Source organism: Paenarthrobacter sp. 4246 (assembly GCF_040546855.1).
In the GTDB taxonomy this organism is placed as follows: Bacteria; Actinomycetota; Actinomycetes; order Actinomycetales; family Micrococcaceae; genus Arthrobacter.
Genome location: NZ_JBEPOP010000007.1, coordinates 233,184 through 255,989, shown reverse-complemented (window position 1 = coordinate 255,989; position 22,806 = coordinate 233,184). Strand labels below are relative to the sequence as shown.

The following is a 22,806-nucleotide window of genomic DNA, read 5'->3' as shown; positions in this document are numbered from 1 at the left end:
CTACTTTCGGGTGGGGGTGGCTTCTTGGATCGCGCTGAGCGCGAACTGGTGGCGGCTGGCTGCTACGGGGGCGGTGAGGAGGGGATCGCCGCATTCCCGCATCCAGTCGAAGAGGGCAGCGGAGAGATCCCTGAGGATTTCCGACTGCTCCGGATGGCCGGCGATGTTGTCCAGTTCCTCAGGGTCTGTGGTGAGGTCGTAGAGTTCCGTCGCCGGGCTGGTGCCGATGGTGGGCCCACCAAGGTCCGCCGGCAGGCTGCGGTGGATCCAGGATTGTGTGGGATCCATGGCGCGTGGTGCGTTGGAAAAGTTGACGATCAGCTTGTGTGTAGGTGTCCGCACTGAGCGTTTGGGGTCGTAGTACGTGTGGTAGCTCAGCTGGCTGAAACAGTGGCTTCGCGTGGCCTCGCCTGCTTCGACGGCGGGTCGCAGGGTTGTGCCGGCGAGGCCGTTTGGGGTCGGAAGTCCTGCCAGGTCCAGCAAGGTGGGCAGGACGTCCACGTGACTGACGATTTCCGCCACTCGTCGCCCGGACCAGGCCGGATTACCGGGGTGGCGGAGCATCAGCGCAACGCCTAGTCCGGCGTCGTACAGGGTGCATTTGGCGCGGGGCAGCGCCAGCCCATGGTCGGTGGTGAACAGCACCAGTGTCTGGTCCCGGAGGCCCAGCGAATCGAGTTCCGCGAGAATGCTGCCGACGCCTTCATCCATGTGTTTGATCGCGCCCTGGAGCTCGGCGATTTCCTCGCGGGCGCCGTCGTCGTCCACCAAGTGGGCCGGAACAGTATGCCCCAAGGAGACGTCCGGTTCCACACCATCGGCCAGGAAGCCCATCACCCCCGGGCGGTCCCTTGCGGAGGGCACCCGGTGCGGCTCGGTGAAGCCGACCTGCAGGTAAAAGGGCCGGTCGCTGTCGGACATTCGACGCAGCGCGTCAGCGGCGCGATCCACGACGACGTCCCGCGTGCCTCCCGGACGGGCGTGATCGAAACCGAGCCTGGCGGCCACCACGTCGTCCGCCAAAACCCGCGATTCGTGGTGCACGCCAACAAGCTCGGTTTGGTAGCCGACGGACTTAAGCCTGTAGGCGATGTGGTCTTTCGGCTCTTTGAGGTCCCAGCCGAACGGCTCGTGCGTCAGCCCGAGGACACCGTTGGTCTGGGGATACGTACCGGTGAACAAGGAGGCCCGGGCCGGGCTGCAGTGGGGAGCGGTGGCGAAGGCCTGCTCGAAGAGCACGGATTCATCGGCCAAGGAGTCCAAGTGCGGGGTTGAGACAGTCTCCACTCCGTACGTGCCCAGAAAACGGCCGAGGTCATGGCAGTGGATCAAGAGGATGTTGCGCATGTCAGCCCATCCGTTCGAGGTCGGTCCGGGTGAGGGCGTGTTTCATGGGCTGGCCGCTGATGAAGCGGCTTAGTTCGTCAACGACGATGCCGCCGGCCCGGCGCCGCGAGTCAACGGTGGCTCCGCCGAGGTGGGGCGTGAGGAGCACGTTCGGCAGGGAGCGCCAAGGAGCATCCACGGGAAGGGGCTCGGCGTCGAAGACATCCAACGCAGCGTCAATCCGGCCCGAGTGCACCTCTTTGTAGAGGGCTTCCATGTCCACGATGGTGGAGCGGGCCGTATTCACTAACGCTGCCCCATCCGGAAGCAGGGCGAGTTCGGCAACACCGATGAGCCCCACGGTTTCACTGGTGGCGGGGGCGTGGATGGCGACGACATCGCTGCTTTCCATCAACCCATGCAAGGTGGCGGAGCTGGCCGCAAGGGGATCGCCCTTGAGGAGGTACGGATCATAGACACGTACCTCTGCGCCGAGTGCCCGGCAGGCGTCGATATAGCGGCGGCCTGTTCGTGAGGCGCCGACTACGCCGATGCGGGCGCCGGAGATTTCACGGGCCCTCGGGACGGCGCGGGCGTCTTCCCAGTTGGTGCCTGCGCGAAGGCTGTGATCGAGCATGTGCACGCGGCGCAGCAGGCTCAGCGTGAAGGTGAGGGAGAGCTCTGCGACAGCCGGGGCCATGGCTGCGCCCGCTTGGGAAATGGGGATGCCAGCGGCCCAGAATGCGTCGCTGACAAGTGCGTGCAGCGATGACGCAGCGTGGACAACGCATTTGAGGTTCGGCGCTGCTGCCAAGTGTTCGGCGTCGAGGCGGGGGAAGCCCCAGGCTGTGATGAAAATGTCTGTCTCTGCTGCAGCCGCGGCGAAAGCCCCAAATGACTGGAGCTGGGCCGGTGCGATGGCGGTGACCGCGCCCAGCTGGTTCAGTGCAGCGTGGGTTTCCGGGGAGATGAAGGCCGCCCGTTCCACGTCCGGGATGCTCAGGAGAATCCTGTGCCGTGAGGTGGTGGGCGGCGAAGGTGTTGGTGCAACGCCGTTGTTGATGTTCATGGGTTGAGATTGCCAGTTTCAATATCTTTTGTCAATGACTAAAGTAAGTATTATGGAGAGTGTGAAAGCAACAGCGCTACGGATGCCAGAATGGGTGGGATCCTTTGCCGCGCAACAACAGGAGCCACCAGCAATGAAGCCACGTGCAGGCAGCAAGGCGTTGATCCGTGAGATCAACGAGGCACTGGTGCTCGACGTCGTGCGGACCCAATCGCCCGTCTCCCGGGCCACCATCACTGTTCAGACCGGCTTGAGTGCTGCCAGCGTCACTGGAATTACGGGCAAGCTCATCAACTCGGGCCTGCTGGTGGAAACCGAGATCGCGCCCAGCACGGGCGGCAGGCCCGCCCGCCTGCTCGAACTTGGCCGCGAGGGCGTTTTCGCCGCGGGCGTGAGGTTGTCCGCCACCGAAGCGCACGCCGTGGTCGTCGATTTGCGCGGTGGCGTGGTGGCCACGCACAGCGAGCCGTTGGCATCCACAAAACCTGCCGAAGCCGCAGCAGCCGCGGCGCGGGCGGTGCGCGCTGCTGCAGGCGCCAAGGAGCCCAGGCTCATCGGTGTGGGGGCGGCCGTATCCGGCGTGGTGGACCAGGCAGGTGGCTTGGTGCGGCACAGCGGGGCCATGAGTTGGGCGGATATAGCGTTCCAAGAGCTCCTCGAAGAAGCTGCGGACCACCCCGTCATCATCGACAGTTACGTCAACGCCTACACGCGCGGGCTGCTTTTCGACGACGTCTTTACAGGCCGCGAGATGCTCATCTTCAGCGTCGGCACCAGCCTGGGGGCCGCCGTCGTGGTTGAAGGCCGTATCCAACGCGGCTTCAACGGTTCTGCAGGGGGCTTCGCTCATTCGCGCGCGATCACTGGTCCCGAGCCGGCCAGGCCCTGCCACTGCGGCGCGGAGGACTGTTTCGAAACCCGCGGCAGCCTGTGGGGCCTGCAGCGTGAACTGGAGCGACGCGGCCAGGACAGGCGGCTGGACCCCAACGTAGATTCGGCACTGATTGCCGACGCAGCCCTGCACTTGGGCATTGGTATGGCGAACATGGCCAAAGTCCTGGGCCCTGGACAGGTGGTGGTCGGGTTCGCTCCCGAAGCCGCTCTGGGCACGTTTGCCGAGCAGACCAAGGACGCGTTCGTGCGGCAATACGACCACGCGAATACTCCGCCTCCAATGTTTGATACCGCCATTGCGGATCCCGTAGCGCTGGCCAGGGGTGCTGCCTGTTCGGTGCTCGCGGGACTGTTCACTTCCAGCCCAACTGGGTAGCAGCAGATGCCGTTATGAGGGCTCATAACGGCATCTGCTGCTACTTGCATGGGGCTTAGCGCCGCATGGCTTGCATCGCCTGTTGATCGTCAATCCGCACGAGGTTGGGTCCCCGGAGCGTGTACAGCAGCCCGTCCTCGTCGGCTGTGATGTGGGGCCCGCTGTACCAGCCGCCATTGATGTCAGCCACAACAACGGACGCCGCGAACGTGATCGGGTCAATGCGGAAAACCGTGGTGTCGGAGACGCCGTAAACAATCCCGCGGCTGACCTGGAGGGCGCCAAAGTCCGTGCAGACGCTGCTCAGGTCGCCCCGGTGAACCACTTGGCGGGTGTCGAGGTCAATGATGAACAGGCCCGCAGCCTTGCGGGACATGCCGTAGAGGAACTTGCCTTGGATGGCCATTGCTGCGATGCCTTGCGGCTGTCCGGGATCCAGGCGCCACAGCTCCTGGTTTGCCACCGGGTCCCAGGCCACCACGGTGCATCGGGGACCGGTGGGGTAGATATTGTCCCCGCCGAGGTAGGCCACTCCGTCCTTTGTGGCCACCGCCCGGACCATCTGGAGGGCATCGATTGGATTGACCTTGGTGATGACCTGCGTTGTCACCGGGTTGTAGGCAGCGAAGCAGCCGCCTCCGCCGGTATCGTTCTGGGCGCCGGCAATGACCAGCCCGTTGACGGCATCCCAGCAGACATCCAGGGGGCGGTTTTGCCCGGCAGGGAGGGCAGCCACTTGATGGGGGAGTTGCCCGGTAGAGGGATCGTAGGAGTAGATGCCCCTGGAGTTGTACTGGCCCGTGAACAGGATTCCGCCCACCACTACGGCGTCCTTGGCCTCGCCTGTCGCCCGGAGGTAGGACACCTGTTCCGTGGCAAGTTGGTGACGGGCAATGGTTCCTGTGCCGCCCACATAAACGTCCCCGGCGCCTGCGGCTAGGCCCATGCACGATTGCGGTCCGCCCGGTGCTCCAGCCTGTGTGAGGTCATGCTTGACAGCGGACTTCGCCACAGGATCGACTTCAATGACGTCGTAGGAAGAGACGGTGAGCGCCTTGTTGCCATAGACATCCAGGCCCCACATGGCGCCAACATCCTCCGTGAGGATCTGGGTGATCTTTTTGCTGACCATGTTGTAGGACCAGACGCCCGGCTCCTTGACGAAGAAAACGTCGTTGCCCAACTGCCGGAACATCACGCCGGTCTTGGCGATGATGGTGTACTGGGCGTGGTTGGCCAGGTTGATCAGCACGGACTTTCCTGGTCCCTTGACCCCTACTCCCAGCTGGCCGTTCAGCACGCTGAGGGAGGTGACGGAGACGCCGGTGGCCACCTCGGCCGGAAGGATGTTCGTGGAGGTCTTCGTTGTCCGATCGAACGCAAAGAGGCGGGCCGGGCTGGAGCCGTTGCCGCCGCCCAGTGTGCTGCCCGTGCCGAAATATACGTGGCTGGCAGTGGCCGCCACAGCCTGGGCAATGGTCGCTCCAGGGTCGGGGACACCCCAGCTGGTCATGGCCTGTGTGGCGGGATCGAATTCCCAGAGGGAGGGTGCGTTGGTGGTCAACCCGCCACCGGCAACGTAGACCTTGCCGTCCGGGGCTACAGCCAAAGCCCGGATGTCCCGGTCACCTGTTTCGCCGACACCCACTGCCGGAGCATTGGGCGTGCTGAGGTCCCAACGGTAGAGGTTTGGCTTCCCGTCGATGCCCTCGCGCAGAACGCCGGCATAAAGGTAGCGGCCGGTGGAGTCAGCGGCCAATGCCTGGATGCTGTACCCGGAGCCGAGGTCTGTCCTTGAAGTGATGGTGCGGGTGGGGAGGTGGAAGCCAATGATCCGCACAGGATTGAGGTTGCGGGAACCGATGTAGACAGTGTCGCCCACCAGCAGCGAGCTCATGAGGGAAAACTGCACGACGGCGGGTCCCAGATCGGTGATTTGCGGACCACCAGCGGTCTGCTTTTGCGGTGCAGCGTGGGCTGCGCCGGAGGACATTGCTGACAGTGCTACGGCGAGTCCGCCGATGCCCCCGGTCTGCAACAACTGACGACGGTTGATGGCGAATGTGGACATGGAAGATCTCCTCATTGAGTATCCCGTGGGGCATTGATCGTTGGGGTGTGGTGTTGTTGGGGACGTTCCGGATGCGTCCTGTGCACTGCACTCAGGGTTTCAGCCAGGGGCTGGGAAATCCATGATTCGAACATTTTCAGACATTGGATGCGTGGAGGTCAGTGCGGACTGTTCCGGTGATGCTCCCTGCGGAATTGGCTCGGAGAAGACCCCGTCTTCTTGGTGAAGAGCCGGCTGAAGTATGCGGGATCGTTGTATCCGGTGAGCGTGGCGACGCGTTGGATCGGCAGGTCAGTGTCTGCCAAGAGTGATTGGGCACGCGACATCCGGATCTGGATCACCAGCTCTTTCGGCCCTACACCCGTGGCAGCCTGGACTGCGTGCCGGAGTTCGGAGGCGGTCACTTTCAATGAAGCGGCCAGTTGCGGCAAGCTGAGCGGCAGATGGGCCATCTCATGAAGCCTGGTGAGCAGTTTCTCCTCGTCTCCGGGGGATCCGCTGGCGCCATGGTTACGTTGCTTGCCGGCCTCGACAAGTACCCGCTGGCAGAGTAATGCAGCGTCCAAGTCTGAGTGGTGACCGCCCACCGAGAGAGCCGCGCACAGGGCCGGAAAAAGTCCAAGTACTTCCATCAGGTCCCGCTCTGACGAACCATCAAGCTGCAGCAATGGGTACTCGCGGGCGTAGCACCCCAACTCTTCAAACGCCCTGGCCGTTGGTCCGGTGAACAACAGCCAGTGTTCCTTCCACCCCTCAGGCCCGGGTCCGTATCCATGGCTTACGCCCGGGAAAAGCCACATGATCGCGGGAGCGCGGACCTCGAAACTCCTTCCGTCCACGGAAAAATGGCCGGAACCTTCGGATACCAAGACAATGCCGTGGCTGTTGAGGGTCCGACCGGCAAAGGAAGGTAGCAGGCCGCTTTGTTCGCCGGCACCCAGGCATGCCAAGCCAAGGTCACGAAGGGGGAGAGCCGGATGCCGGTAGCGTGACCAATTGTCCATAGGCTTCATGCTTCCCCCGTCCAACTCAAGAGACAAGCCACACAAAAGTCCTAGTATCAGCAAACCGGAGTCCATTCACTTCAATCGCCTGCCACTGCCACAGTGGACAACATGTTGACTTCGAATGGCTATGTTCTGGACGAATCGGAGACCCGCCTCGCCGAGCTGAAACCGGTACCCCCTTCTGAGCGCCGGGATCGTGAAGCGCTGTGGGCACGGCTTCGCCGCCATGGCTACCTCTACTTGAAGGGGCAGCTGAATCCGGACCAGCTGCTGGACTTCCGGGAGTTCTACTTCGAGTCCTTAGGCGAAGCCAATGTGTACGCGGCCGGCACGGATCCGCGCGCTGGCATTGCAGCGCCAGGTGATGTGGACCGTGCTGCCTTGCGCCGGGGCCTCTTCGACCGCATTGTTCCGGGATCGGAGTACCAGGCGCTGTGTACTGCGGAAGGAATTGCCGACTGGTTCGCCTGGTTCCTTGGGGATGATGTCCATTTGCACCGCCGGAAGATCATCCGCCACACCAAACCGGGCGAAAGCGGCATCGGCACTGCCACCCAGGCCCACTACGATCTTGTTTATCTGCGCGAGGGCAGCGATCGCGTGCTCTCTATGTGGATACCTTTGGGTGATTGCCCTCGGGAGCGGGGTGGCCTGGCCTACCTCGAGGGCAGCCACCATTGGGTGATGGCCCAGGAACGTGAGGGGACCCTGAAGATGCCCGCTGCCTCAATCACCGCCGATCTTCCGGGGCTGGCGAACGAGCGCGATGCCAGGTGGCTCGTCACCGACTACCAGGTGGGGGACGTCGTGGTCCACTCAGCACACATTGTTCATGCCGCTTTGGACAACTCGGACCGCCACGGCACCATGCGCCTGTCCACCGACATCCGCTACCAGCGGCTGAGCGAACCTATCGATTGGCGCTGGCAGGAGCACTGGAATTACGACGACGGCCTCTAGCCCGCCGCGGCTCCTGGACTGCTGCTACTTGGCGTGCGGAACAGCACCCTTCCACCACTCCACGGTGGCCGCTGCTGCGTCCGCCAAGGGAGTCGGCTCAAGTCCCAGTAGCTTCTGGCTCTGGGAGGAGTCCATCACGAACGGTCGCTCGAACTGGTATAGGAGTTCCGCCAGCTCGCGCATGTCCGTGGAGAAGATGCCCGCAGCCCGCAGTACCCAACCTGGCACGGCACCCACCTTGGGTGCAGCCACGCCAGCGGCGTGAGCGTGCGCCGTAGCCATTTCCCGTTGGGTCACGGCCGGGCCGGTGGGGGCATGCAGCACGCTGTTCCAGAGCTCGGGCTTCTGTGCAGCTGCAATCATTGCCGCTGCGAGGTCCGGGACGTACGTGAAGGAGTGGGGCTGGCCCGTAGCTCCGATGAACTGCACCGCCTTGCCCGCCAGGATCGGCGTGACCATGCGCTCGCCGGCATGAGCTGTCTTCACGCGTGGCCCGAAGAAGTCGCCGGCAACCACGCTGACCGTGGCGGCCGCGTGCGCCTGCCGCGCCTTCAATAACGCAGTCCGAATGCCGCGTTTGCCGCCTGCTGCTTCCCGCGGGCTTGATTCCGTCATGATCCGGTCAGGTTCGCTGTACGAGTAGAGACTCTCCGGGAAGACGACGACGGCGCCCGCGGCCGCCGCTGCGTCCATCACCACCTGCTCGGCGTGGGGGAGTTCGGCGGCCCACGCTGACGCCCGGTAGGCGGATCCGTGGATGCAATGGAAGACTGCGCTTGCACCCTCTACTGCTTGGTTCAGCTGGGCAGGATCCGAGACGTCCGCCCGGACGCGCTCAACAAGGGGATGCTCCGGACCGCTGCCCGAGCGCGTCAGAATGCGTACCTGATGCCCTTGCCCTGCCAGTTGCTCCGCGACGGTGTAGCCAACGGGTCCTGCTCCTGTGACGACGTACATGGGTTCCTTCTTCCGGGTCTGATTCAGCAAAGCTCGTAAAGCGAGAGCAGTGCTCTCTCAATCAGGATGAGCCCTCCCTGCTTCGATGTCAAGAGCGCTGCTCTCATTTGTTGACAGTGCTCACGGTTGTGGCAAGCTGTGATCATGACTTCTGCCGAACCCGCTGTCGCCACAGGTAAGGGCAAGCCCCTCACGCCCCGCGAACGTGCTCGAACGCAGACCATCGCCGACATCATTCGGCTCGGTCGCGAGCACCTTGCTGTCCACGGCGCGGCCGCCTTGTCCCTCCGCGCCGTGGCAAGGGATCTTGGCGTCGTGTCCTCTGCCGTGTACCGCTACGTAGAGAACCGCGATGAACTCCTCACGCTCCTGCTGATCGACGCCTACAACCAGCTTGGCGACGACGTCGATGAAGCAGTGAATGCCGAGGCGGACGACGACTTCGTAGCGCAGTTCCGGGCACTGGCCCAGGCGGTGCGTACGTGGGCCATCCGCGAACCGGCCAGCTACTCCCTCCTTTTCGGCAGTCCCGTCCCGGGGTATCAAGCACCGGGTGAGCGCACTACCGTCCCCGGAACCCGGGTCATCGTCCGCCTCGTCGGAATCTTCGATGCCGCCTACCGGGCGGGCGCGCTCAACGCCGCGGTGAGTCCCGCCGTCGAGGTTCCCGGAGGGTTGGCCGCTGACCTGGCAGCGATTCGCGGCGAGATGAATCTCGCCGCGCCCGACGCCACTTTGGCGCGGGGCGTCCTGGTGTGGACGTCCGTGTTTGGGGCCATTAGTTTTGAGGTCTTTGGGCAGTACGGACGCGATACCTTCGCCGCCCGCGATGAACTGTTCGACCATCAGCTGAGCGTCCTTCAGGGTGTGGTGGGGCTCCAAGGCTAGGGCGCTACAGTATTCAGATGGTTCGAGGGCTGGCAGACATCGGTGCAGAGGGTGCCCTGCTCGCCGGTGCCGGGCGCGCCATTCTCCTGCAAATCGCCGATCCCAAAGTAGGGCACGGCGTAGCTGAGCACAGCAATTTCGCTGAGCGTCCCATGGATCGGCTGCGCGCCACCATGACGTACGTCTACGCGGTGGTCTACGGGTCCGAGGAGCAGCTCAAAGCCGTTCGTCGCGCCGTCAACCGCGCCCACGCGCCGGTTCGCCGGGAACCGGATGGCGCCACCAAGGGCTACAACGCTTTCGACGCCGAGTCGCAGCTGTGGGTGGTGGCCACCCTCTACGACACCGCCGTCACCGTTTACGAGCAGATCCACGGAAAGCTCGACGACGATACCGCCGACCGCATTTACCGCGAGTACGCGCGGATCGGGACAGCCCTGCAGCTTCCAGCAGGCCGGTGGCCGGCCGACCGTGCTGCGTTCGCTGCTTACTGGGACAGTCATGTGCGCGGGCTCCAGCCTGACGATAAAGCGCTGGGGGTAGCCAGGGATTTGCTCTATCCGACGGGTGGGCCCCGGTTCCTGCGGCTGGCGATGCCGCTGGCACGCTTCCTGACCGCCGGCCTGCTGCCGGACCACCTGCGTGAAGGCTTCGGTTTTGAGTGGAGTGCTGGCCACGCCCGCCGGTTCGAGCGGACCATGCGGCTGATGGGCCGTGTTTATCCGAGGCTGCCGCAGCGTATCCGGCACTGGCCCCGCGACTACTATCTGGGCCGGCTTGTTGTGGAAGCCGAGGGCCCGCATGCGTAACTCCACCTCGGTGGAAGAGTCCATCGACGCCCTTGCCCACCGCTACTTGGGCCGGTTCCGGGGAGGCCGCCTGCAAGCCCGGCTCACTGAGTTCGTGGTCTTTGGGCTGAAGCAAGCCTGGGCGTGCGTGTTCGGAGCTGCGTTGCTCGCCGTGATCATAGGGGCCCGCCTCTGGTATCCGGATAACGCCGCCCTTGCCCGGAATGATTTCCTGACCCTTGCCGCCGTCGTCATTCAAGCCCTGATGATCGCCTTCAAGCTGGAAACCCTGCGGGAACTGCGGGTGATCCTGCTGTTCCATGTGGTGGGCACGGTGATGGAGCTGTTCAAGACGGACGTCGGATCCTGGGCGTACGAGGCCGAGGGCTTCCTCCGGATCGGGGCCGTTCCACTGTTCAGCGGCTTCATGTATGCCGCCGTGGGGTCCTATATGGTGCGGGTGTTCCGGTTGTTCGATCTCCGCTTCGATCGATACCCGCGCCGGTGGATCACGGCACTTGTTGCTGGTGCGATCTACGTGAACTTCTTCTCGCACCACTACATCTTCGACGCGCGCTGGGTGCTGCTGGCCGCCGTCGTGCTTGTCTATGGGCGGTGCGTGATGCACTTCAGGGTGTTCCGCCGTCGCTTCCGTATGCCCATTCTGGTGTCTTTCCTGCTGGTGGCATTGTTCATTTGGTTCGCCGAGAACATTGGCACATGGTCGCGTGCGTGGCTCTACCCGAACCAACTGGAGGGCTGGCAGGCGGTCTCCGTCGACAAGCTTCTGGCGTGGTTCCTGCTCATGATCATTTCCGTGGTGCTGGTGGCGTGGGTGTACAAGCCCGAACCGCTTGACGCTCCCGCTGACGCTGCACCGGACCCTAAGATTCGCCGCGTATCGCCTTGAGGGCAGCGCGACGCCCCTGAAGTAAGGGCTCGACGTCGGACACCCGGGTGAGGTTGACGGGTTGTGGTGGGAGAGGGGTGCGTTGGGCGTCGATCACGATGCCGAACCCGCCCGCGTGGCCGGCCGCCAGCCACGAGTTGGTTCCGGGCCATAGCGTGAAAGGAGTAGTGGCGCCCTCAACCGTGATGGTGAGGTGCTCACTGTTGAGCGCATGGAAAGCGTCGTTCCGCCGTTGAAGCTCCTCCGGATTGTGCGGTATTCCGGCTGAAGCACGCCACCGGTTTCTGACCACCTCTCGGGGATCCTGGGTTGTGGTGACCACGTCAATCAGCGGGCCTGTCTGCGAAAAGGCACTGCCGTGAATGACCCCGCCCTCGCTCCCGTCCAACTGCCATGACCCCAGCATCACCGGTCCGTTCCAGTCCGCGAAGTGGAACAGCGGGAGAATGCCGACGCCGTCTCTGACCTCCTGGTCCATGGTGTCATTCATCGCCCAGAACTCGTCCGGCGGCAGATATCCCGAGAACTCCATCGCGTCAGTCTGGCAGTTCACCGTCGGCGAAACCAGCCCCTATTGCCCGTGAATTCAAGGAATTCCTGATGCCAAAAACCAGACTTGAGCCAACCTGACTCAACTTTGGATTGACTTAATTCTGAGCCTGAGTACAGTTGAGTGCAGAACGCTCAACTAGCCGATTGTTGAGCAGGCTTCCGGCACGTAAACCGCCCAGCGGACCGCTGCCAGGTGCAATCTCCAACATCGGCCATTGAAAGGAAACAAGATATGTCACGTGCAGTAGGTATCGACCTCGGAACCACCAACTCCGTGGTCTCTGTTCTCGAAGGTGGCGAGCCCACCGTTATCGCCAACGCAGAAGGCGGCCGCACCACGCCGTCCGTCGTTGCGTTCTCCAAGTCCGGCGAAGTCCTGGTCGGCGAAATCGCCAAGCGCCAGGCCGTCAACAACATCGACCGCACCATCGCTTCGGTTAAGCGCCACATGGGCACCGACTGGAACGTCGCCATCGATGACAAGAAGTACACGCCGCAGGAAATCTCCGCGCGTATCCTCATGAAGCTCAAGAACGACGCCGAGAGCTACTTGGGCGAAAAGGTCACCGACGCCGTGATCACCGTTCCGGCCTACTTCAACGACGCCGAGCGCCAGTCCACCAAGGAAGCCGGCGAAATCGCAGGCCTCAACGTCCTCCGCATTGTCAACGAGCCCACCGCGGCTGCACTGGCCTACGGCCTGGACAAGGGCAAGGAAGACGAACTCATCCTGGTCTTCGACCTCGGTGGCGGAACCTTCGACGTCTCCCTCCTCGAGGTTGGCAAGGACGAAGACAACTTCTCCACCATCCAGGTCCGCGCAACCGCCGGTGACAACCGCCTCGGTGGCGACGACTGGGACAACCGCGTTGTCGAGTGGCTCCTGAGCCAGCTCAAGGTCAAGGGCATCGACCTCTCCAAGGACAAGATCGCCCTCCAGCGTCTCCGTGAAGCTGCAGAGCAGGCCAAGAAGGAACTGTCCTCCTCCACCAGCACCAACATCTCCCTCCAGTACCTGTCCGTCACCCCCGACGGCCCGGTCCACCTGGACGAGCAGCTGACTCGCGCCAAGTTCCAGGACCTCACCAAGGACCTGCTGGACCGCACCAAGAAGCCGTTCCAGGACGTCATCGCAGAAGCCGGCATCAAGGTTTCCGACATCGACCACATCGTGCTCGTCGGTGGCTCCACCCGTATGCCTGCTGTTTCCGAGCTCGTCAAGGAACTCGCCGGCGGTAAGGAGCCCAACAAGGGCGTCAACCCGGACGAAGTTGTGGCCGTTGGTGCCGCTCTGCAGGCCGGTGTCCTGAAGGGTGAGCGCAAGGACGTCCTCCTCATCGACGTCACCCCGCTGTCCCTCGGTATCGAAACCAAGGGTGGCGTCATGACGCACCTGATCGAGCGCAACACCGCTATCCCCACCAAGCGTTCGGAGACCTTCACTACCGCTGACGACAACCAGCCGTCCGTGGCCATCCAGGTTTTCCAGGGCGAGCGTGAATTCACCCGCGACAACAAGCCGCTGGGTACGTTCGAACTGACGGGCATCGCTCCGGCACCGCGTGGCGTCCCGCAGGTTGAGGTCACCTTCGACATCGACGCCAACGGCATCGTCCACGTGTCCGCCAAGGACAAGGGCACCGGCAAGGAACAGTCCATGACCATCACCGGTGGCACGGCACTGTCCAAGGACGACATTGACCGCATGGTCCGTGAAGCCGAAGAGCACGCCGCTGAGGACAAGGCCCGCCGCGAAGCTACGGACACCCGTAACTCCGCAGAGCAGCTCGCCTACTCGGTGGACAAGCTGATCGCCGACAACGACGACAAGCTGCCTGAGGAAGTCAAGACCGAGGTCAAGGCCGACGTCGACGCCCTCAAGTCCGCGCTGGAAGGCACTGACGACGCAGCCGTAAAGACTGCGTTCGAGAAGCTCCAGGCCTCCCAGACCAAGCTCGGCGAAGCTATCTACTCGCAGGCCGCCGCAGCTGATGCTCCGGGTGCCGGTGCCGAAGGCGCTCCCGCCGGTGAAAAGGCTGCTGACGACGAAGACATCGTCGACGCCGAAATCATCGACGAAGACGAAGCGAAGAAGTAGCCATGCCTCACCACGGCAACGAAGCAGAGCACTCTGAAGGCAACGAGCCGCGCAAGCCGGTCATCCGGGACAACCGCAAGGTTGACCCGGAGACCGGGGCGGCCCGTCACCCCGATAGCGAAGCTGCGGCTCCCACCGAAGGCAACGCCGCTCCCACGGACGGCGACGCCCTCTCCCAGGCTGAGGAAATCCTCAACGGGGTAGAGGTGCCGGCCGAGGAATCGGTAGCCTCCGGTGCCGCGGCTGAAGCCCAGGCAGCGGAACTGCGCAACGACCTCCTCCGCCTTCAGGCTGAGTACGTCAACTACCGCAAGCGCGTCGAACGCGACCGCGCCGTAGCAGGAGAGATGGCCGTCATCGGCGTCCTGAACTCCCTGCTCCCGGTGCTGGACGACGTCGACGCCGCACGCCAGCACGGTGACCTTGAGGGCGGCCCCTTTGCCGCCATCGCCACCAAGCTGGAGAATGCGCTGAAGACGTACGGACTGGAACGCATCGCGGACACCGGAGTCGAATTCGACCCCACCATCCACGAGGCACTCATCCAGCAGCCCGGCGAAGACATCGAGGTTGACACGGTCAGCCAGGTGCTGCGCTCCGGATACCGCTCAGGCGAGCGTGTCCTGCGTGCGGCCCAGGTGATCGTCGCGGTCCCGGCGTAGTCTCACGTTCCGCCTTCGCGGATGAGGGGGCCCCGCCCCTACGCGTGGCGGCTTAGTCCTACGGACTTAGCCGCCACGCTCCGGCAGGCCCGAAGCCACTCCCGGGCCCCCTCATCCGCTACGGCTTCGAGGTAGTCTCGCCGTACGCTTTGTTTGTTTTAGAAAGGAAACGCTCTTGGCCAGCCAGGACTGGGTTGAAAAGGATTTTTACGCGATCCTTGGTATTGCCAAGGACGCGTCCGACGCGGATATCAAGAAGGCTTACCGCAAGCTGGCGCGGCAGTACCACCCCGATACCAACTCCGGGGACGCTGCTGCGGAGAAGAAGTTCAAGGACATTTCCGAGGCTTACTCGGTGTTGTCGAGTCCTGAGGACCGGCAGCAATATGACGCCATCCGCGCCATGGGCGGTGCCCGGTTCGCTCCGGGAGCTGGAGCCGGACGCGGTGGCGCCGGGGCCAACGGTGGGTTCGAGGACTTGTTCGGTGGCTTGTTTGGTGGCGGGCCGGGTGCCCGTCAGCCTGCGGGCGGCGGTATCCCGCCCGAGTTTGCCGACCTGTTCGGTGGCGGCTTCGGCGGCGCCGGCCAGACCGGGTTCCAGCGTGCCCCGCAGAAGGGCGCGGACCGGACGGCGACCACCTCCATCTCATTTGCCGGCTCCATCAAGGGCACCACGGTGAGCCTGCGCGAAAGCAACGGCAACGTGATCGACGTCAAGATCCCGGCAGGCATCAAGGACGGGCAGAAAGTCCGCCAGCGCGGCAAGGGCAACGCTGGCCCTGCCGGCAATGGCGATCTCATCATTACTGTGAGCGTGAAGCCGCATGACTTCTTCCACCGCGACGGCGACAACATTCGCATCCACGTGCCCGTCACGTTCGCGGAGGCGGCGCTTGGCGCCACCATCGAGGTTCCAACGCTCGACGGCGACACCGTCAAGGTGCGCGTCCCGGCCGGAACGCCGTCGGGCCGTACCCTCCGGGTCAAGGGCCGTGGCGTGAAAACGTCCAAGGCCACTGGAGACCTGCTGGTGACCATCGACGTCGCGGTCCCGCAGAACCTGAACAAGGAAGCGGAGGAAGCCGTGAAGGCGTTCGCTGCCGCCACCACCGACGCCGACCCGCGTCACGACCTGGCCGCAAAGGCCCGGTTGTAAGGAGACGGTCATGGCAATCGACGTCAATCAGCCGATCTTTGTCATCTCCGTCGCTGCGGAGCTTGCCGATATGCATCCGCAGACGTTGCGCCAGTACGACCGCCTGGGCATCGTTTCGCCCAGCCGTGCGCCCGGGAAGTCCCGCCGCTACTCGCAGAACGACGTCAACAAACTGCGGGAGGTCCAGCGCCTCTCGCAGTCCGGCGTCTCGCTCGAAGGCATCAAACGCATCCTCGACCTCGAAAACCAGGTAGCTGCGCTGCAGTACCGGGTGGCCGAGCTGACAGAAGAATTGTCCCGCCGTCGCTCACCAGTGGACGCGCGCATCTTCGCGGCAGGTGCGGCGGGGGACGTCGTCAGCCTTGCCCGTGGGCAGAGGCCGAGGGCGCGATCGCAGGCCGTTGTGGTGTGGAGGCCGCGGGGCGGGGAGTAGCCAGCTACGCCCGGCTGCGGTCCCAGCTCACTACTACCCGGGCAGCACCCTCTTCAGTCCGTTCCACGTTGGTGACGATCTGCGACTCCTTGGCACCCATGTCACGAATCTGCTGCCGGTAGTTCTCAAGATGCTCCTGCAGCGACGCTTCAGTCCATTCGCCAGGCCGCATTCTGGTGGAAATCTCCACCGGTTCCTCTCGGACAAGAATCTCGTCAGGCTGCTCGGGCTGCTCGGGCTGTTCGGGCCGCGAAGGTTCGGGGGTTGGAGCCTGCGGAGCCAGCATCCGGACGGCGAACGCTCCGCCGGCGATTCCGGCGACGAGGCCTGCTGCGATGAGCCAGATGGTGCGGCGGGGACCGCGCCGTGTGGAACCGGCACCGGTGAGTTTTGCTGCCTTGGTGGAGTCTCTTCGTGCCATGGGGAGTTCAACTTTCCGTCGGCGTTCGGTAGTCCGTGCATGAGCAGGCCGTAACCCGCCACACCATCGTAAGCATGCTGAGAACCCTTGGTAAGTCGCGGCCGCTCAGGAACACGCTCCGCCCCGGCTCCCATCATCGGGAACCGGGGCGGAGCCATGGCCGAAGTACCTCAGCCGGCCAGCTGCTGAAGCGCGAACTCGACATCGACGTCGTCGTCCATTTGCTTCACGATCCGACCCGTTTCGTCCACGTCTTTATATCCGGCGTGGCTTCGGGTTTCCGCGGATTCTCCCAGCAGGGCTGCGTTGGACTGCTGGTATAGCTCAAGCCAAACGACGCCCGGTACAGGCAGGCCGTTCACCTGAGCGTCGGCGATGCGCCGCGTGCGTGCTGCGAGGCGTGCCGCCACCGTGGCCTCATCGGCAGGGGAGGCGCTGACTGTTACGGCACCGGGTGCCTGAACCGAAACCCGGACTTGGCTTGAGTCCAGCTCCGGGACCGAGTCAAGGGCCTGCAACAACTCCGGTGCACTGACGTTGGCGACGGTGATGTCCACGGTTCGGCGTTCAAGAATAATGTCCCGCAGCGCCGGTATGAGGAGCGCTGACAGGCGGCCGGCACCATCAACGACGACGATGGGACCGGTTTCGTCGTAACCCACCGGTTCGGTGGGAAGGCTCAGCGGATGCTTGTGGATCATCTGGAGCAGGCCCAGTCCGTGAACTTCGGCAGCCAAGAGGGCATCACGGGCTGCTGGGACTTCGCCGGGCGTGGCGCCCGATGCGACCAGCAGTCGCTCAAGGATCAGGCGGCATTCACGGACCGACATAGCTGCCTTGCCGGGTGGGGGTGTCAGTTTGGAATCGCTCATTGTTTAGTCCTCCGGTTCTGCGGGAAACAGCCAGTCCTGGCCGGACCCGCTGGCGATCTCTGCGGGTGTGGGAGCGCCGTGGAACAGGACTCCCACAACGCCAACCGGCCCGTCTTCCTTGGTTTTGTCCAAGCCGTAAAAGGCACTGTTGAAGAGACGAATGATGTGGGCAGGGTTGAAGTGCTCATCACGGGTGTTCGCCCGGACGGTGTGATAGGCGGTGTCCCGCAAGGCAAGCAGTCGTTCGATGGTGGCGCGGTACTCAGGGAACTGCCGGGCAACTGAACCTGCGGTCGTGGCCGGGTCCATGTCGCGGAGAAGGGGGACCAGTTGCTGCAGCTTCTCGGGCAGGTCCAGCGTCATGTCGTCGAAAACCGTGGGAAGGTCCTTGAGCGGTCCGCGGCGGGGTTCTTCGGCATTGGCGGACTTGTACCAACCGAAGTGCAGCGCTGACGGGTCATCCAGGTCCACCGACGTTGCCCAACCGTAGTCCTTGGCGATGACGTCCAGGAGTTCACCGGCAGGCGTGGCCGGTGATGCAGGGGCATGCTCTTCAACGGTGATCAGGCTGGGCATATTCTGCGGCGCAGCAGGCAGTTCCATCAACAGGGCGCACAGGATCTCCTGTGTTTCGGAAGTGAAGTCCGTGGCCTCCTGATAGATGGAGTCGAGCAGGTTGCCAGGCTCCCCGGAGATTGCCCTCAATGCCGCCAGCCGGGAACGGAGTTCGGCGAGTTCGGAACTCACCAGTTGCGCCGCGGGCTGAAAGGTGTAGCGCATCCGGTCTTTGGCTTTGTAACTGACGGCGCGTTCCAACAGTGAGTCGAGTCGGTCCAATTCGGGTGAGTCTGCGGCAAGGACCATGTCCCGTGCCTCTGCCAGGCTCGATTCCCGCAAGGTGATCCAGCGGTCCACCATCTGCGGATGGTTCTTGGCGAACAGCACCAAGCCAAGTCCGGAGGCGTTGCCAAGGCCGAGGAAGCGACGGAATTCAGGGCTTAACCCAACAGCATCCGGGCCTTGGGCCGCGGCCATGTGTTCCGCCAGATCCAGGCTGAATTCACGCATCAGGTATGACGTGAGCATTTGCGCGTGGTACGGCGTCCGTAGCGGGTGGTCGGCTTCGTAGGCGGCGAACGACCGTGTACCGAAGGTTCCGTTCCCGTCAAGGCCGGTGTTGCGCATGAGGTAGCAAACAGCACCGAGCACCCTTGCTGGTGGTTGTTCGCCCCGGGACAAGGCCTCAACAGTGAGGTCGAAGGCCCGCATGCTGCGGTTGGCCCGGCACCAAATCAAGGTTCCCGGCGCGGCTCGTCCGCCGTAAAGCTTGGGCAGCTCACGCTTGGTCTGCTCAATGCGTTCGTCGCCTGCGGCGCCTTCAATGAGTGCACCCATCATGTCCCAATGACTGCCGATGATCCGGTCGGTACGTTCAACGCCCTCCTTGGGCGCGTTGGAGAACACCACGAACTCAAAGGACCAGTCGTCGTTGACGGCCACGTGGTAGCGGGCGTTGCCCTGTCCTGCAGCATCGATAGTGAATTCCGCGCGGGAGATAACCCAGCGCTCCTGGACCATCCTGGTGATCAGCGTCCGGCTGGCGCTGAAGCGCGTAGGCTGCAGCGCGCCCAGCGCATCGGGTGTCATGACGACCCCCGGATCCCTCAATTGCATCATTCCTGCTCCATTCCATGACTGTGTGGTGTGCCCGGACGTGCGGGCAAGATTGAGAACGTACGTCTACGCATACGTGACGTTGTTCAGCATACACATACATCAAATCCTGCGATAGGGCGGATTTATGCCAAAAGAGGCAATGGTGAAAGATGGGTCTTGTATCTGTGTCGCAGCGCACGTATGCTCCTGACAAATGGAAAATACACCAGCCCTCGAAGAACAGTCCGCTCAGAAGTCCGCAACCCGGACTCTCAGCTCAGCCAGCCGGGCCCTCGGCCTGCTCGAAGCAATCGCGGAGCATCGCCGTCCCGTCAAGCCGCCCACATTGTCCCGGCAACTGGGCTGGTCAAGGGCTACGTTGCACCAGCACTTGGTCACTTTCGTGAATGCAGGATGGCTGGAGCAGCTCGACGATGGATCGTACCGTTTGTCCATGCGGGCAAGCCGCGTGGGCAGGGCTGCCATGGAGCAGTCCAGCATCGGCGAGCGGGTCCTGCCGCTCATGCGCCAACTCACGGAAGCCACCAGGGAGTCAACGTTCCTGGCAGTTCTCGACGGGGATGCTGCCCACATCGTCGAACGCATGGAACCGCGCCGGCGCATCCGCGCCGACATCAGCTCGGAAATGAGCTGGGCGCTGGACGACAGCGCGTCGGGACGCGTGCTGACAGCGTTCGCCGATCCCGCCGTCGTCGATGAACTGAGGGCCGCGGGCGCAAAACTCTCCACACAAACCGAACTTGCCCGCGTACGCCGCAACGGTTACGCCGTTTCGGCGCGGGAACCCGACGACGAAGACATGATCACGGCCGTTGCCGTCCCGCTGATGGACGATCGCGGCTACTGCGTTGCCGCACTCGGCGTCCTGGGACCCGAAGAGCGCCTGGATATCGAGGACGTGGCGCGCAGGCTCCAAGCCGGCGCTGACAACCTCCATGCGCTATGGCATCCAGCCAACTAGTACAAACCAGAGGAACTACCAGACCATGAAAACACCCGACACTATCTACGTCGACGGGATGGAAAGCGGCAGCTTCGATTCCGGGACGCTGAGGACCATCCGGTCCGGGCTCGTCGACTGTATTACGGTCACGTGCGGTTTTTGGGACGACGCCCTTGAATCCTTGGACTCCATTGCGAAATGGCGTGAACTCATCGAAGAAAACAGTGATGTTGCCGGTCTTGCTCGCAATGCCGATGACATCCGGCGGCTCAGGTCCGAGAACCGCACAGCGGTACTGCTGGGCTTCCAGAACACGTCGTCCCTGCAGGGCCGCATCCGCTTTGTGCGGTTGTTCGCCGAACTGGGCGTGCGCGTCTTCCAGCTGACCTACAACAACCAGAACGACGTCGGATCCAGCTGCTACGAGCCCGGCGACGCAGGACTTACCAGGTTCGGCTACGAAGTGGTGGGCGAACTCAACAACAACGGAATTTTGGTGGACCTCTCGCATGTGGGGGAGCGGACGTGCAAAGACGCAATTGCCGCATCCGCCAAGCCAGTGGCCATCACCCACGCCAATGCAGCGAGCCTCTACGCCCACCCCCGCAATGTTTCGGACAGCACCATCAAGGAATTGGCAGCGCGTGGCGGAGTCATCGGCTGCGCGCTCTACCCCAACCTCGCCGGCCCGGAATACAGCAAGTCGCTGGACACCTGGTGCGACATGGTCCTCAAGACGGCGGACATAGCCGGAATCGAGCACGTGGGGATCGGCTCGGATCTGGGTGGGAGCACCACCGACGCGGATCTGGCCTGGATGAGGCAGGGCCGTTGGACCAGGAAAGCGAACTACGGTGCCGCCTCGGCATCAGCCCCCGGCGACGACGATCCCCAGTGGTTCACCTCCATGGAGTCGTTCGCCGGAATCGCTGACGGCCTTGCCGGACGCGGACTCAACTCTTCGGAAGTTTCCGCCGTGATGGGTGGAAACTGGATGCGTCTTTACAGCGAGGTCATGGCATGAGCGCCGTATCAACCACCAAACCCGTAGGCGCCACTGCGCCCCGCAAGGTCATTCCTCTACGCCGTCCCGGACGGATCGTCTCAGCCATCATCATCCTGGTCCTGGTTGCCCAGGGCATCCTGGTCCTGTTCACCAACCCCAACTTCGAATGGGACGTGGTAGCCAGTTACATCTTCGCACCGCCCATCATGCAAGGCCTCTGGCTGACACTCTGGCTGACTGTGGTGGCCATGGTGCTCGGCATCGCCCTCGGTGTGGTGCTCGCGATTATGCGCCTTTCGTCCAATCCCGTCGCTTCCTACACCGCATGGGCCTTTGTTTGGTTCTTCCGTGGAACACCGCTGCTGGTGCAGTTGGTCTTCTGGTACAACCTGGCGGTGCTCTTCCCGGCCATCAATTTGGGTATCCCGTTCGGTGGCCCGGTGTTCGCCAGCCTTGATGCGAACAAGATCATCACCCCGATCGTCGCAAGCCTCCTGGGCTTGGTGCTCAACGAGGCCGCCTACATGGCAGAAATTGTGCGATCCGGCATCACCGCCGTAGACAAGGGCCAGGTGGAAGCGGCGAGTGCACTCGGCATGAACCGGGCCAAAACGCTCCGCCGGATCATCCTGCCACAGGCATCCCGGGTGATGATCCCGCCGGCAGGCAATGAGACCATCACCATGCTCAAGAGCACTTCCCTGGTGAGCGTGGTAGCCGTGGCGGACCTGATGTACCAAGTCAACCTCATCTCCGCGCAAACGTTCCAGACCATCCCGCTGCTCATCGTGGCCAGCCTCTGGTATCTCCTGGCAACCTCGGTACTGTCCGTCGGCCAGTCCCGTTTGGAACGGAAGTTCGGCCGCAGCGACCAGCGGATCTCCGGCCGGACGAACAAATTCACGCAGCTGCTCAACACGCGGCGTCTCTTGAAGGCAGGCAACCGATGAACGCCCTCCCCATGGTCCAGGTCAGTGATGTCCACAAGCACTACGGCGACTTCCACGTCCTCAACGGCATCAACCTTGCACTCAACGCCGGCGAAGTGATGTGCGTGGTGGGACCCTCGGGATCCGGTAAGTCCACCATGCTGCGCTGCATCAACCACCTGGAGAAGATCGACGCCGGGACCATCCACGTAGACGGTGAACTCGTCGGGTACCGCGAACGCAACGGCAATCTCCATGAAATGAAGGACAAGGACGTTTGCCGGCAGCGCGCCGACGTCGGAATGGTTTTCCAAAAGTTCAACCTGTTCGCCCACATGACCGCCCTCGAAAACATCATGGAAGCACCCATGCAGGTCCGGGGCAGGAAGCGCACCGAAGTACGCGCCGACGCGCTGGAGCTCCTTGAACGTGTTGGCTTGGGCAACAAGAGCGGCAACTACCCCGGCCAGCTCTCCGGAGGCCAGCAGCAGCGTGTTGCTATTGCCCGGGCGTTGGCCATGCGGCCGAAAGTCATGCTCTTTGACGAACCAACGTCCGCGCTGGACCCCGAGCTGGTTGGTGAGGTCCTGGATGTCATGCGCGAGCTGGCGGCATCCGGAATGACCATGGCCGTTGTCACGCACGAGATGGCGTTCGCCAAGGAAGTGGGAAACTCCCTGGTCTTCATGGATGGTGGCACCGTCATCGAAAGCGGCAACCCACGCGATGTTTTGAACAACCCGCAGCACCCCCGAACACAGGCTTTTCTTTCCAAGGTCCTCTAACAGGACCCACCCTGCATTTCCCCACC

At 63.2% G+C, this 22,806-nt stretch carries 22 protein-coding genes; 13 read left to right on the top strand and 9 right to left on the bottom strand.

The window, feature by feature from the left end:
- Positions 1-1,347 carry a sulfatase family protein gene (locus ABIE35_RS15350; protein ID WP_354516209.1) on the bottom strand — a complete coding sequence of 449 codons (1,347 nt, stop codon included), beginning with the start codon at positions 1,345-1,347 and terminating at the stop codon, positions 1-3.
- Position 1,348: 1 nt separating this feature from the next.
- Positions 1,349-2,395: a hydroxyacid dehydrogenase gene (locus ABIE35_RS15345; RefSeq protein WP_354516207.1), complete on the bottom strand. Its 1,047-nt coding sequence runs from the start codon at positions 2,393-2,395 to the stop codon at positions 1,349-1,351.
- A gap of 133 nt (positions 2,396-2,528) precedes the next feature.
- Between ABIE35_RS15345 and ABIE35_RS15340 the strand changes: the two genes are divergently transcribed.
- A complete protein-coding gene (locus tag ABIE35_RS15340; protein WP_354516206.1) occupies positions 2,529-3,665 on the top strand; it encodes an ROK family protein in 1,137 nt (378 codons plus the stop codon).
- Between the two features lie 55 nt (positions 3,666-3,720).
- On the opposite strand, the gene ABIE35_RS15335 is transcribed toward ABIE35_RS15340, so the two are convergent.
- The gene (locus ABIE35_RS15335; RefSeq protein ID WP_354516204.1) at positions 3,721-5,736 is read right to left on the bottom strand and encodes a hypothetical protein; all 2,016 of its coding nucleotides are present in this window, start codon (positions 5,734-5,736) and stop codon (positions 3,721-3,723) included.
- A 158-nt stretch (positions 5,737-5,894) separates the two neighbouring features.
- Positions 5,895-6,740 (bottom strand): helix-turn-helix transcriptional regulator, encoded by an 846-nt coding sequence (locus tag ABIE35_RS15330; RefSeq protein ID WP_354516202.1) that lies wholly within the window; start codon positions 6,738-6,740, stop codon positions 5,895-5,897.
- Positions 6,741-6,851: 111 nt separating this feature from the next.
- On the opposite strand from ABIE35_RS15330, the gene ABIE35_RS15325 reads away from it, so the two are divergent.
- On the top strand, positions 6,852-7,703 hold the full coding sequence (locus ABIE35_RS15325; RefSeq protein WP_354516200.1) for a phytanoyl-CoA dioxygenase family protein: 852 nt from the start codon (positions 6,852-6,854) through the stop codon (positions 7,701-7,703).
- 24 nt (positions 7,704-7,727) lie between these two features.
- On the opposite strand, the gene ABIE35_RS15320 is transcribed toward ABIE35_RS15325, so the two are convergent.
- Complete coding sequence (locus ABIE35_RS15320) at positions 7,728-8,660, bottom strand: NAD-dependent epimerase/dehydratase family protein (protein WP_354516198.1); 933 nt, start codon at positions 8,658-8,660, stop codon at positions 7,728-7,730.
- Positions 8,661-8,804: 144 nt separating this feature from the next.
- Here ABIE35_RS15320 and ABIE35_RS15315 point away from each other — a divergent pair, with 144 nt between their 5' ends.
- The 3 genes from ABIE35_RS15315 to ABIE35_RS15305 are packed head-to-tail and all read left to right on the top strand — an operon-like array spanning position 8,805 to position 11,246.
- Complete coding sequence (locus tag ABIE35_RS15315; RefSeq protein ID WP_354516196.1) at positions 8,805-9,548, top strand: TetR/AcrR family transcriptional regulator; 744 nt, start codon at positions 8,805-8,807, stop codon at positions 9,546-9,548.
- 17 nt (positions 9,549-9,565) lie between these two features.
- Positions 9,566-10,357: an oxygenase MpaB family protein gene (locus tag ABIE35_RS15310; RefSeq protein WP_354516194.1), complete on the top strand. Its 792-nt coding sequence runs from the start codon at positions 9,566-9,568 to the stop codon at positions 10,355-10,357.
- Complete coding sequence (locus ABIE35_RS15305; RefSeq protein WP_354516192.1) at positions 10,350-11,246, top strand: DUF817 domain-containing protein; 897 nt, start codon at positions 10,350-10,352, stop codon at positions 11,244-11,246. Before ABIE35_RS15310 ends, ABIE35_RS15305 begins: the two co-directional genes overlap by 8 nt.
- On the opposite strand, the gene ABIE35_RS15300 is transcribed toward ABIE35_RS15305, so the two are convergent.
- Positions 11,221-11,778, bottom strand: a complete 558-nt coding sequence (locus ABIE35_RS15300) for a hypothetical protein (RefSeq protein WP_354516190.1) — start codon at positions 11,776-11,778, stop codon at positions 11,221-11,223. The two genes, ABIE35_RS15305 and ABIE35_RS15300, sit on opposite strands and share 26 nt — an antisense overlap.
- A gap of 252 nt (positions 11,779-12,030) precedes the next feature.
- Here ABIE35_RS15300 and dnaK point away from each other — a divergent pair, with 252 nt between their 5' ends.
- The 4 genes from dnaK to ABIE35_RS15280 all read left to right on the top strand — a co-directional run bounded on the left by dnaK (position 12,031) and on the right by ABIE35_RS15280 (position 16,147).
- Positions 12,031-13,896, top strand: a complete 1,866-nt coding sequence (dnaK, locus tag ABIE35_RS15295; protein WP_354516188.1) for a molecular chaperone DnaK — start codon at positions 12,031-12,033, stop codon at positions 13,894-13,896.
- 2 nt (positions 13,897-13,898) lie between these two features.
- Entirely contained in the window at positions 13,899-14,558 is a 660-nt protein-coding gene (locus ABIE35_RS15290; RefSeq protein ID WP_354516187.1) for a nucleotide exchange factor GrpE, read from the top strand.
- A 175-nt stretch (positions 14,559-14,733) separates the two neighbouring features.
- Positions 14,734-15,714: a DnaJ C-terminal domain-containing protein gene (locus tag ABIE35_RS15285; RefSeq protein ID WP_354516185.1), complete on the top strand. Its 981-nt coding sequence runs from the start codon at positions 14,734-14,736 to the stop codon at positions 15,712-15,714.
- Between the two features lie 10 nt (positions 15,715-15,724).
- Entirely contained in the window at positions 15,725-16,147 is a 423-nt protein-coding gene (locus tag ABIE35_RS15280; protein ID WP_354516183.1) for a heat shock protein transcriptional repressor HspR, read from the top strand.
- 4 nt (positions 16,148-16,151) lie between these two features.
- Here the strand turns inward: ABIE35_RS15280 and ABIE35_RS15275 are convergent, their stop codons facing one another.
- The 3 genes from ABIE35_RS15275 to ABIE35_RS15265 form a co-directional block, all read right to left on the bottom strand.
- A complete protein-coding gene (locus ABIE35_RS15275; RefSeq protein WP_354516182.1) occupies positions 16,152-16,568 on the bottom strand; it encodes a hypothetical protein in 417 nt (138 codons plus the stop codon).
- A 170-nt stretch (positions 16,569-16,738) separates the two neighbouring features.
- Positions 16,739-17,440, bottom strand: a complete 702-nt coding sequence (locus ABIE35_RS15270) for a hypothetical protein (RefSeq protein ID WP_354516180.1) — start codon at positions 17,438-17,440, stop codon at positions 16,739-16,741.
- 3 nt (positions 17,441-17,443) lie between these two features.
- Positions 17,444-19,117, bottom strand: coding sequence for a hypothetical protein (locus ABIE35_RS15265; protein WP_354516178.1), 1,674 nt, complete (start codon positions 19,115-19,117; stop codon positions 17,444-17,446).
- Between the two features lie 193 nt (positions 19,118-19,310).
- Between ABIE35_RS15265 and ABIE35_RS15260 the strand changes: the two genes are divergently transcribed.
- From ABIE35_RS15260 to ABIE35_RS15245, 4 genes are read left to right on the top strand one after another with little or no spacing between them, the layout of a single operon-like run.
- Positions 19,311-20,078: an IclR family transcriptional regulator gene (locus ABIE35_RS15260; protein WP_310210834.1), complete on the top strand. Its 768-nt coding sequence runs from the start codon at positions 19,311-19,313 to the stop codon at positions 20,076-20,078.
- A 25-nt stretch (positions 20,079-20,103) separates the two neighbouring features.
- Entirely contained in the window at positions 20,104-21,084 is a 981-nt protein-coding gene (locus ABIE35_RS15255; protein WP_310210831.1) for a dipeptidase, read from the top strand.
- On the top strand, positions 21,081-22,016 hold the full coding sequence (locus ABIE35_RS15250) for an amino acid ABC transporter permease (protein ID WP_354516176.1): 936 nt from the start codon (positions 21,081-21,083) through the stop codon (positions 22,014-22,016). Before ABIE35_RS15255 ends, ABIE35_RS15250 begins: the two co-directional genes overlap by 4 nt.
- Positions 22,013-22,780 (top strand): amino acid ABC transporter ATP-binding protein, encoded by a 768-nt coding sequence (locus ABIE35_RS15245; protein WP_310210822.1) that lies wholly within the window; start codon positions 22,013-22,015, stop codon positions 22,778-22,780. The genes ABIE35_RS15250 and ABIE35_RS15245 overlap by 4 nt, the downstream gene beginning before the upstream one ends.
- Positions 22,781-22,806: the final 26 nt, after the last annotated feature.

Bases quoted from the DNA above. Each gene is read 5' to 3' on its own strand.
- ABIE35_RS15350 (WP_354516209.1), bottom strand. From the start codon at position 1,347: ATGCGCAACATCCTCTTGATCCACTGCCATGACCTCGGCCGTTTTCTG.
- ABIE35_RS15345 (WP_354516207.1), bottom strand. From the start codon at position 2,395: ATGAACATCAACAACGGCGTTGCACCAACACCTTCGCCGCCCACCACC.
- ABIE35_RS15340 (WP_354516206.1), top strand. From the start codon at position 2,529: ATGAAGCCACGTGCAGGCAGCAAGGCGTTGATCCGTGAGATCAACGAG.
- ABIE35_RS15335 (WP_354516204.1), bottom strand. From the start codon at position 5,736: ATGTCCACATTCGCCATCAACCGTCGTCAGTTGTTGCAGACCGGGGGC.
- ABIE35_RS15330 (WP_354516202.1), bottom strand. From the start codon at position 6,740: ATGGACAATTGGTCACGCTACCGGCATCCGGCTCTCCCCCTTCGTGAC.
- ABIE35_RS15325 (WP_354516200.1), top strand. From the start codon at position 6,852: ATGTTGACTTCGAATGGCTATGTTCTGGACGAATCGGAGACCCGCCTC.
- ABIE35_RS15320 (WP_354516198.1), bottom strand. From the start codon at position 8,660: ATGTACGTCGTCACAGGAGCAGGACCCGTTGGCTACACCGTCGCGGAG.
- ABIE35_RS15315 (WP_354516196.1), top strand. From the start codon at position 8,805: ATGACTTCTGCCGAACCCGCTGTCGCCACAGGTAAGGGCAAGCCCCTC.
- ABIE35_RS15310 (WP_354516194.1), top strand. From the start codon at position 9,566: ATGGTTCGAGGGCTGGCAGACATCGGTGCAGAGGGTGCCCTGCTCGCC.
- ABIE35_RS15305 (WP_354516192.1), top strand. From the start codon at position 10,350: ATGCGTAACTCCACCTCGGTGGAAGAGTCCATCGACGCCCTTGCCCAC.
- ABIE35_RS15300 (WP_354516190.1), bottom strand. From the start codon at position 11,778: ATGGAGTTCTCGGGATATCTGCCGCCGGACGAGTTCTGGGCGATGAAT.
- dnaK (WP_354516188.1), top strand. From the start codon at position 12,031: ATGTCACGTGCAGTAGGTATCGACCTCGGAACCACCAACTCCGTGGTC.
- ABIE35_RS15290 (WP_354516187.1), top strand. From the start codon at position 13,899: ATGCCTCACCACGGCAACGAAGCAGAGCACTCTGAAGGCAACGAGCCG.
- ABIE35_RS15280 (WP_354516183.1), top strand. From the start codon at position 15,725: ATGGCAATCGACGTCAATCAGCCGATCTTTGTCATCTCCGTCGCTGCG.
- ABIE35_RS15275 (WP_354516182.1), bottom strand. From the start codon at position 16,568: ATGGCACGAAGAGACTCCACCAAGGCAGCAAAACTCACCGGTGCCGGT.
- ABIE35_RS15270 (WP_354516180.1), bottom strand. From the start codon at position 17,440: ATGAGCGATTCCAAACTGACACCCCCACCCGGCAAGGCAGCTATGTCG.
- ABIE35_RS15265 (WP_354516178.1), bottom strand. From the start codon at position 19,117: ATGATGCAATTGAGGGATCCGGGGGTCGTCATGACACCCGATGCGCTG.
- ABIE35_RS15260 (WP_310210834.1), top strand. From the start codon at position 19,311: ATGGAAAATACACCAGCCCTCGAAGAACAGTCCGCTCAGAAGTCCGCA.
- ABIE35_RS15255 (WP_310210831.1), top strand. From the start codon at position 20,104: ATGAAAACACCCGACACTATCTACGTCGACGGGATGGAAAGCGGCAGC.
- ABIE35_RS15250 (WP_354516176.1), top strand. From the start codon at position 21,081: ATGAGCGCCGTATCAACCACCAAACCCGTAGGCGCCACTGCGCCCCGC.
- ABIE35_RS15245 (WP_310210822.1), top strand. From the start codon at position 22,013: ATGAACGCCCTCCCCATGGTCCAGGTCAGTGATGTCCACAAGCACTAC.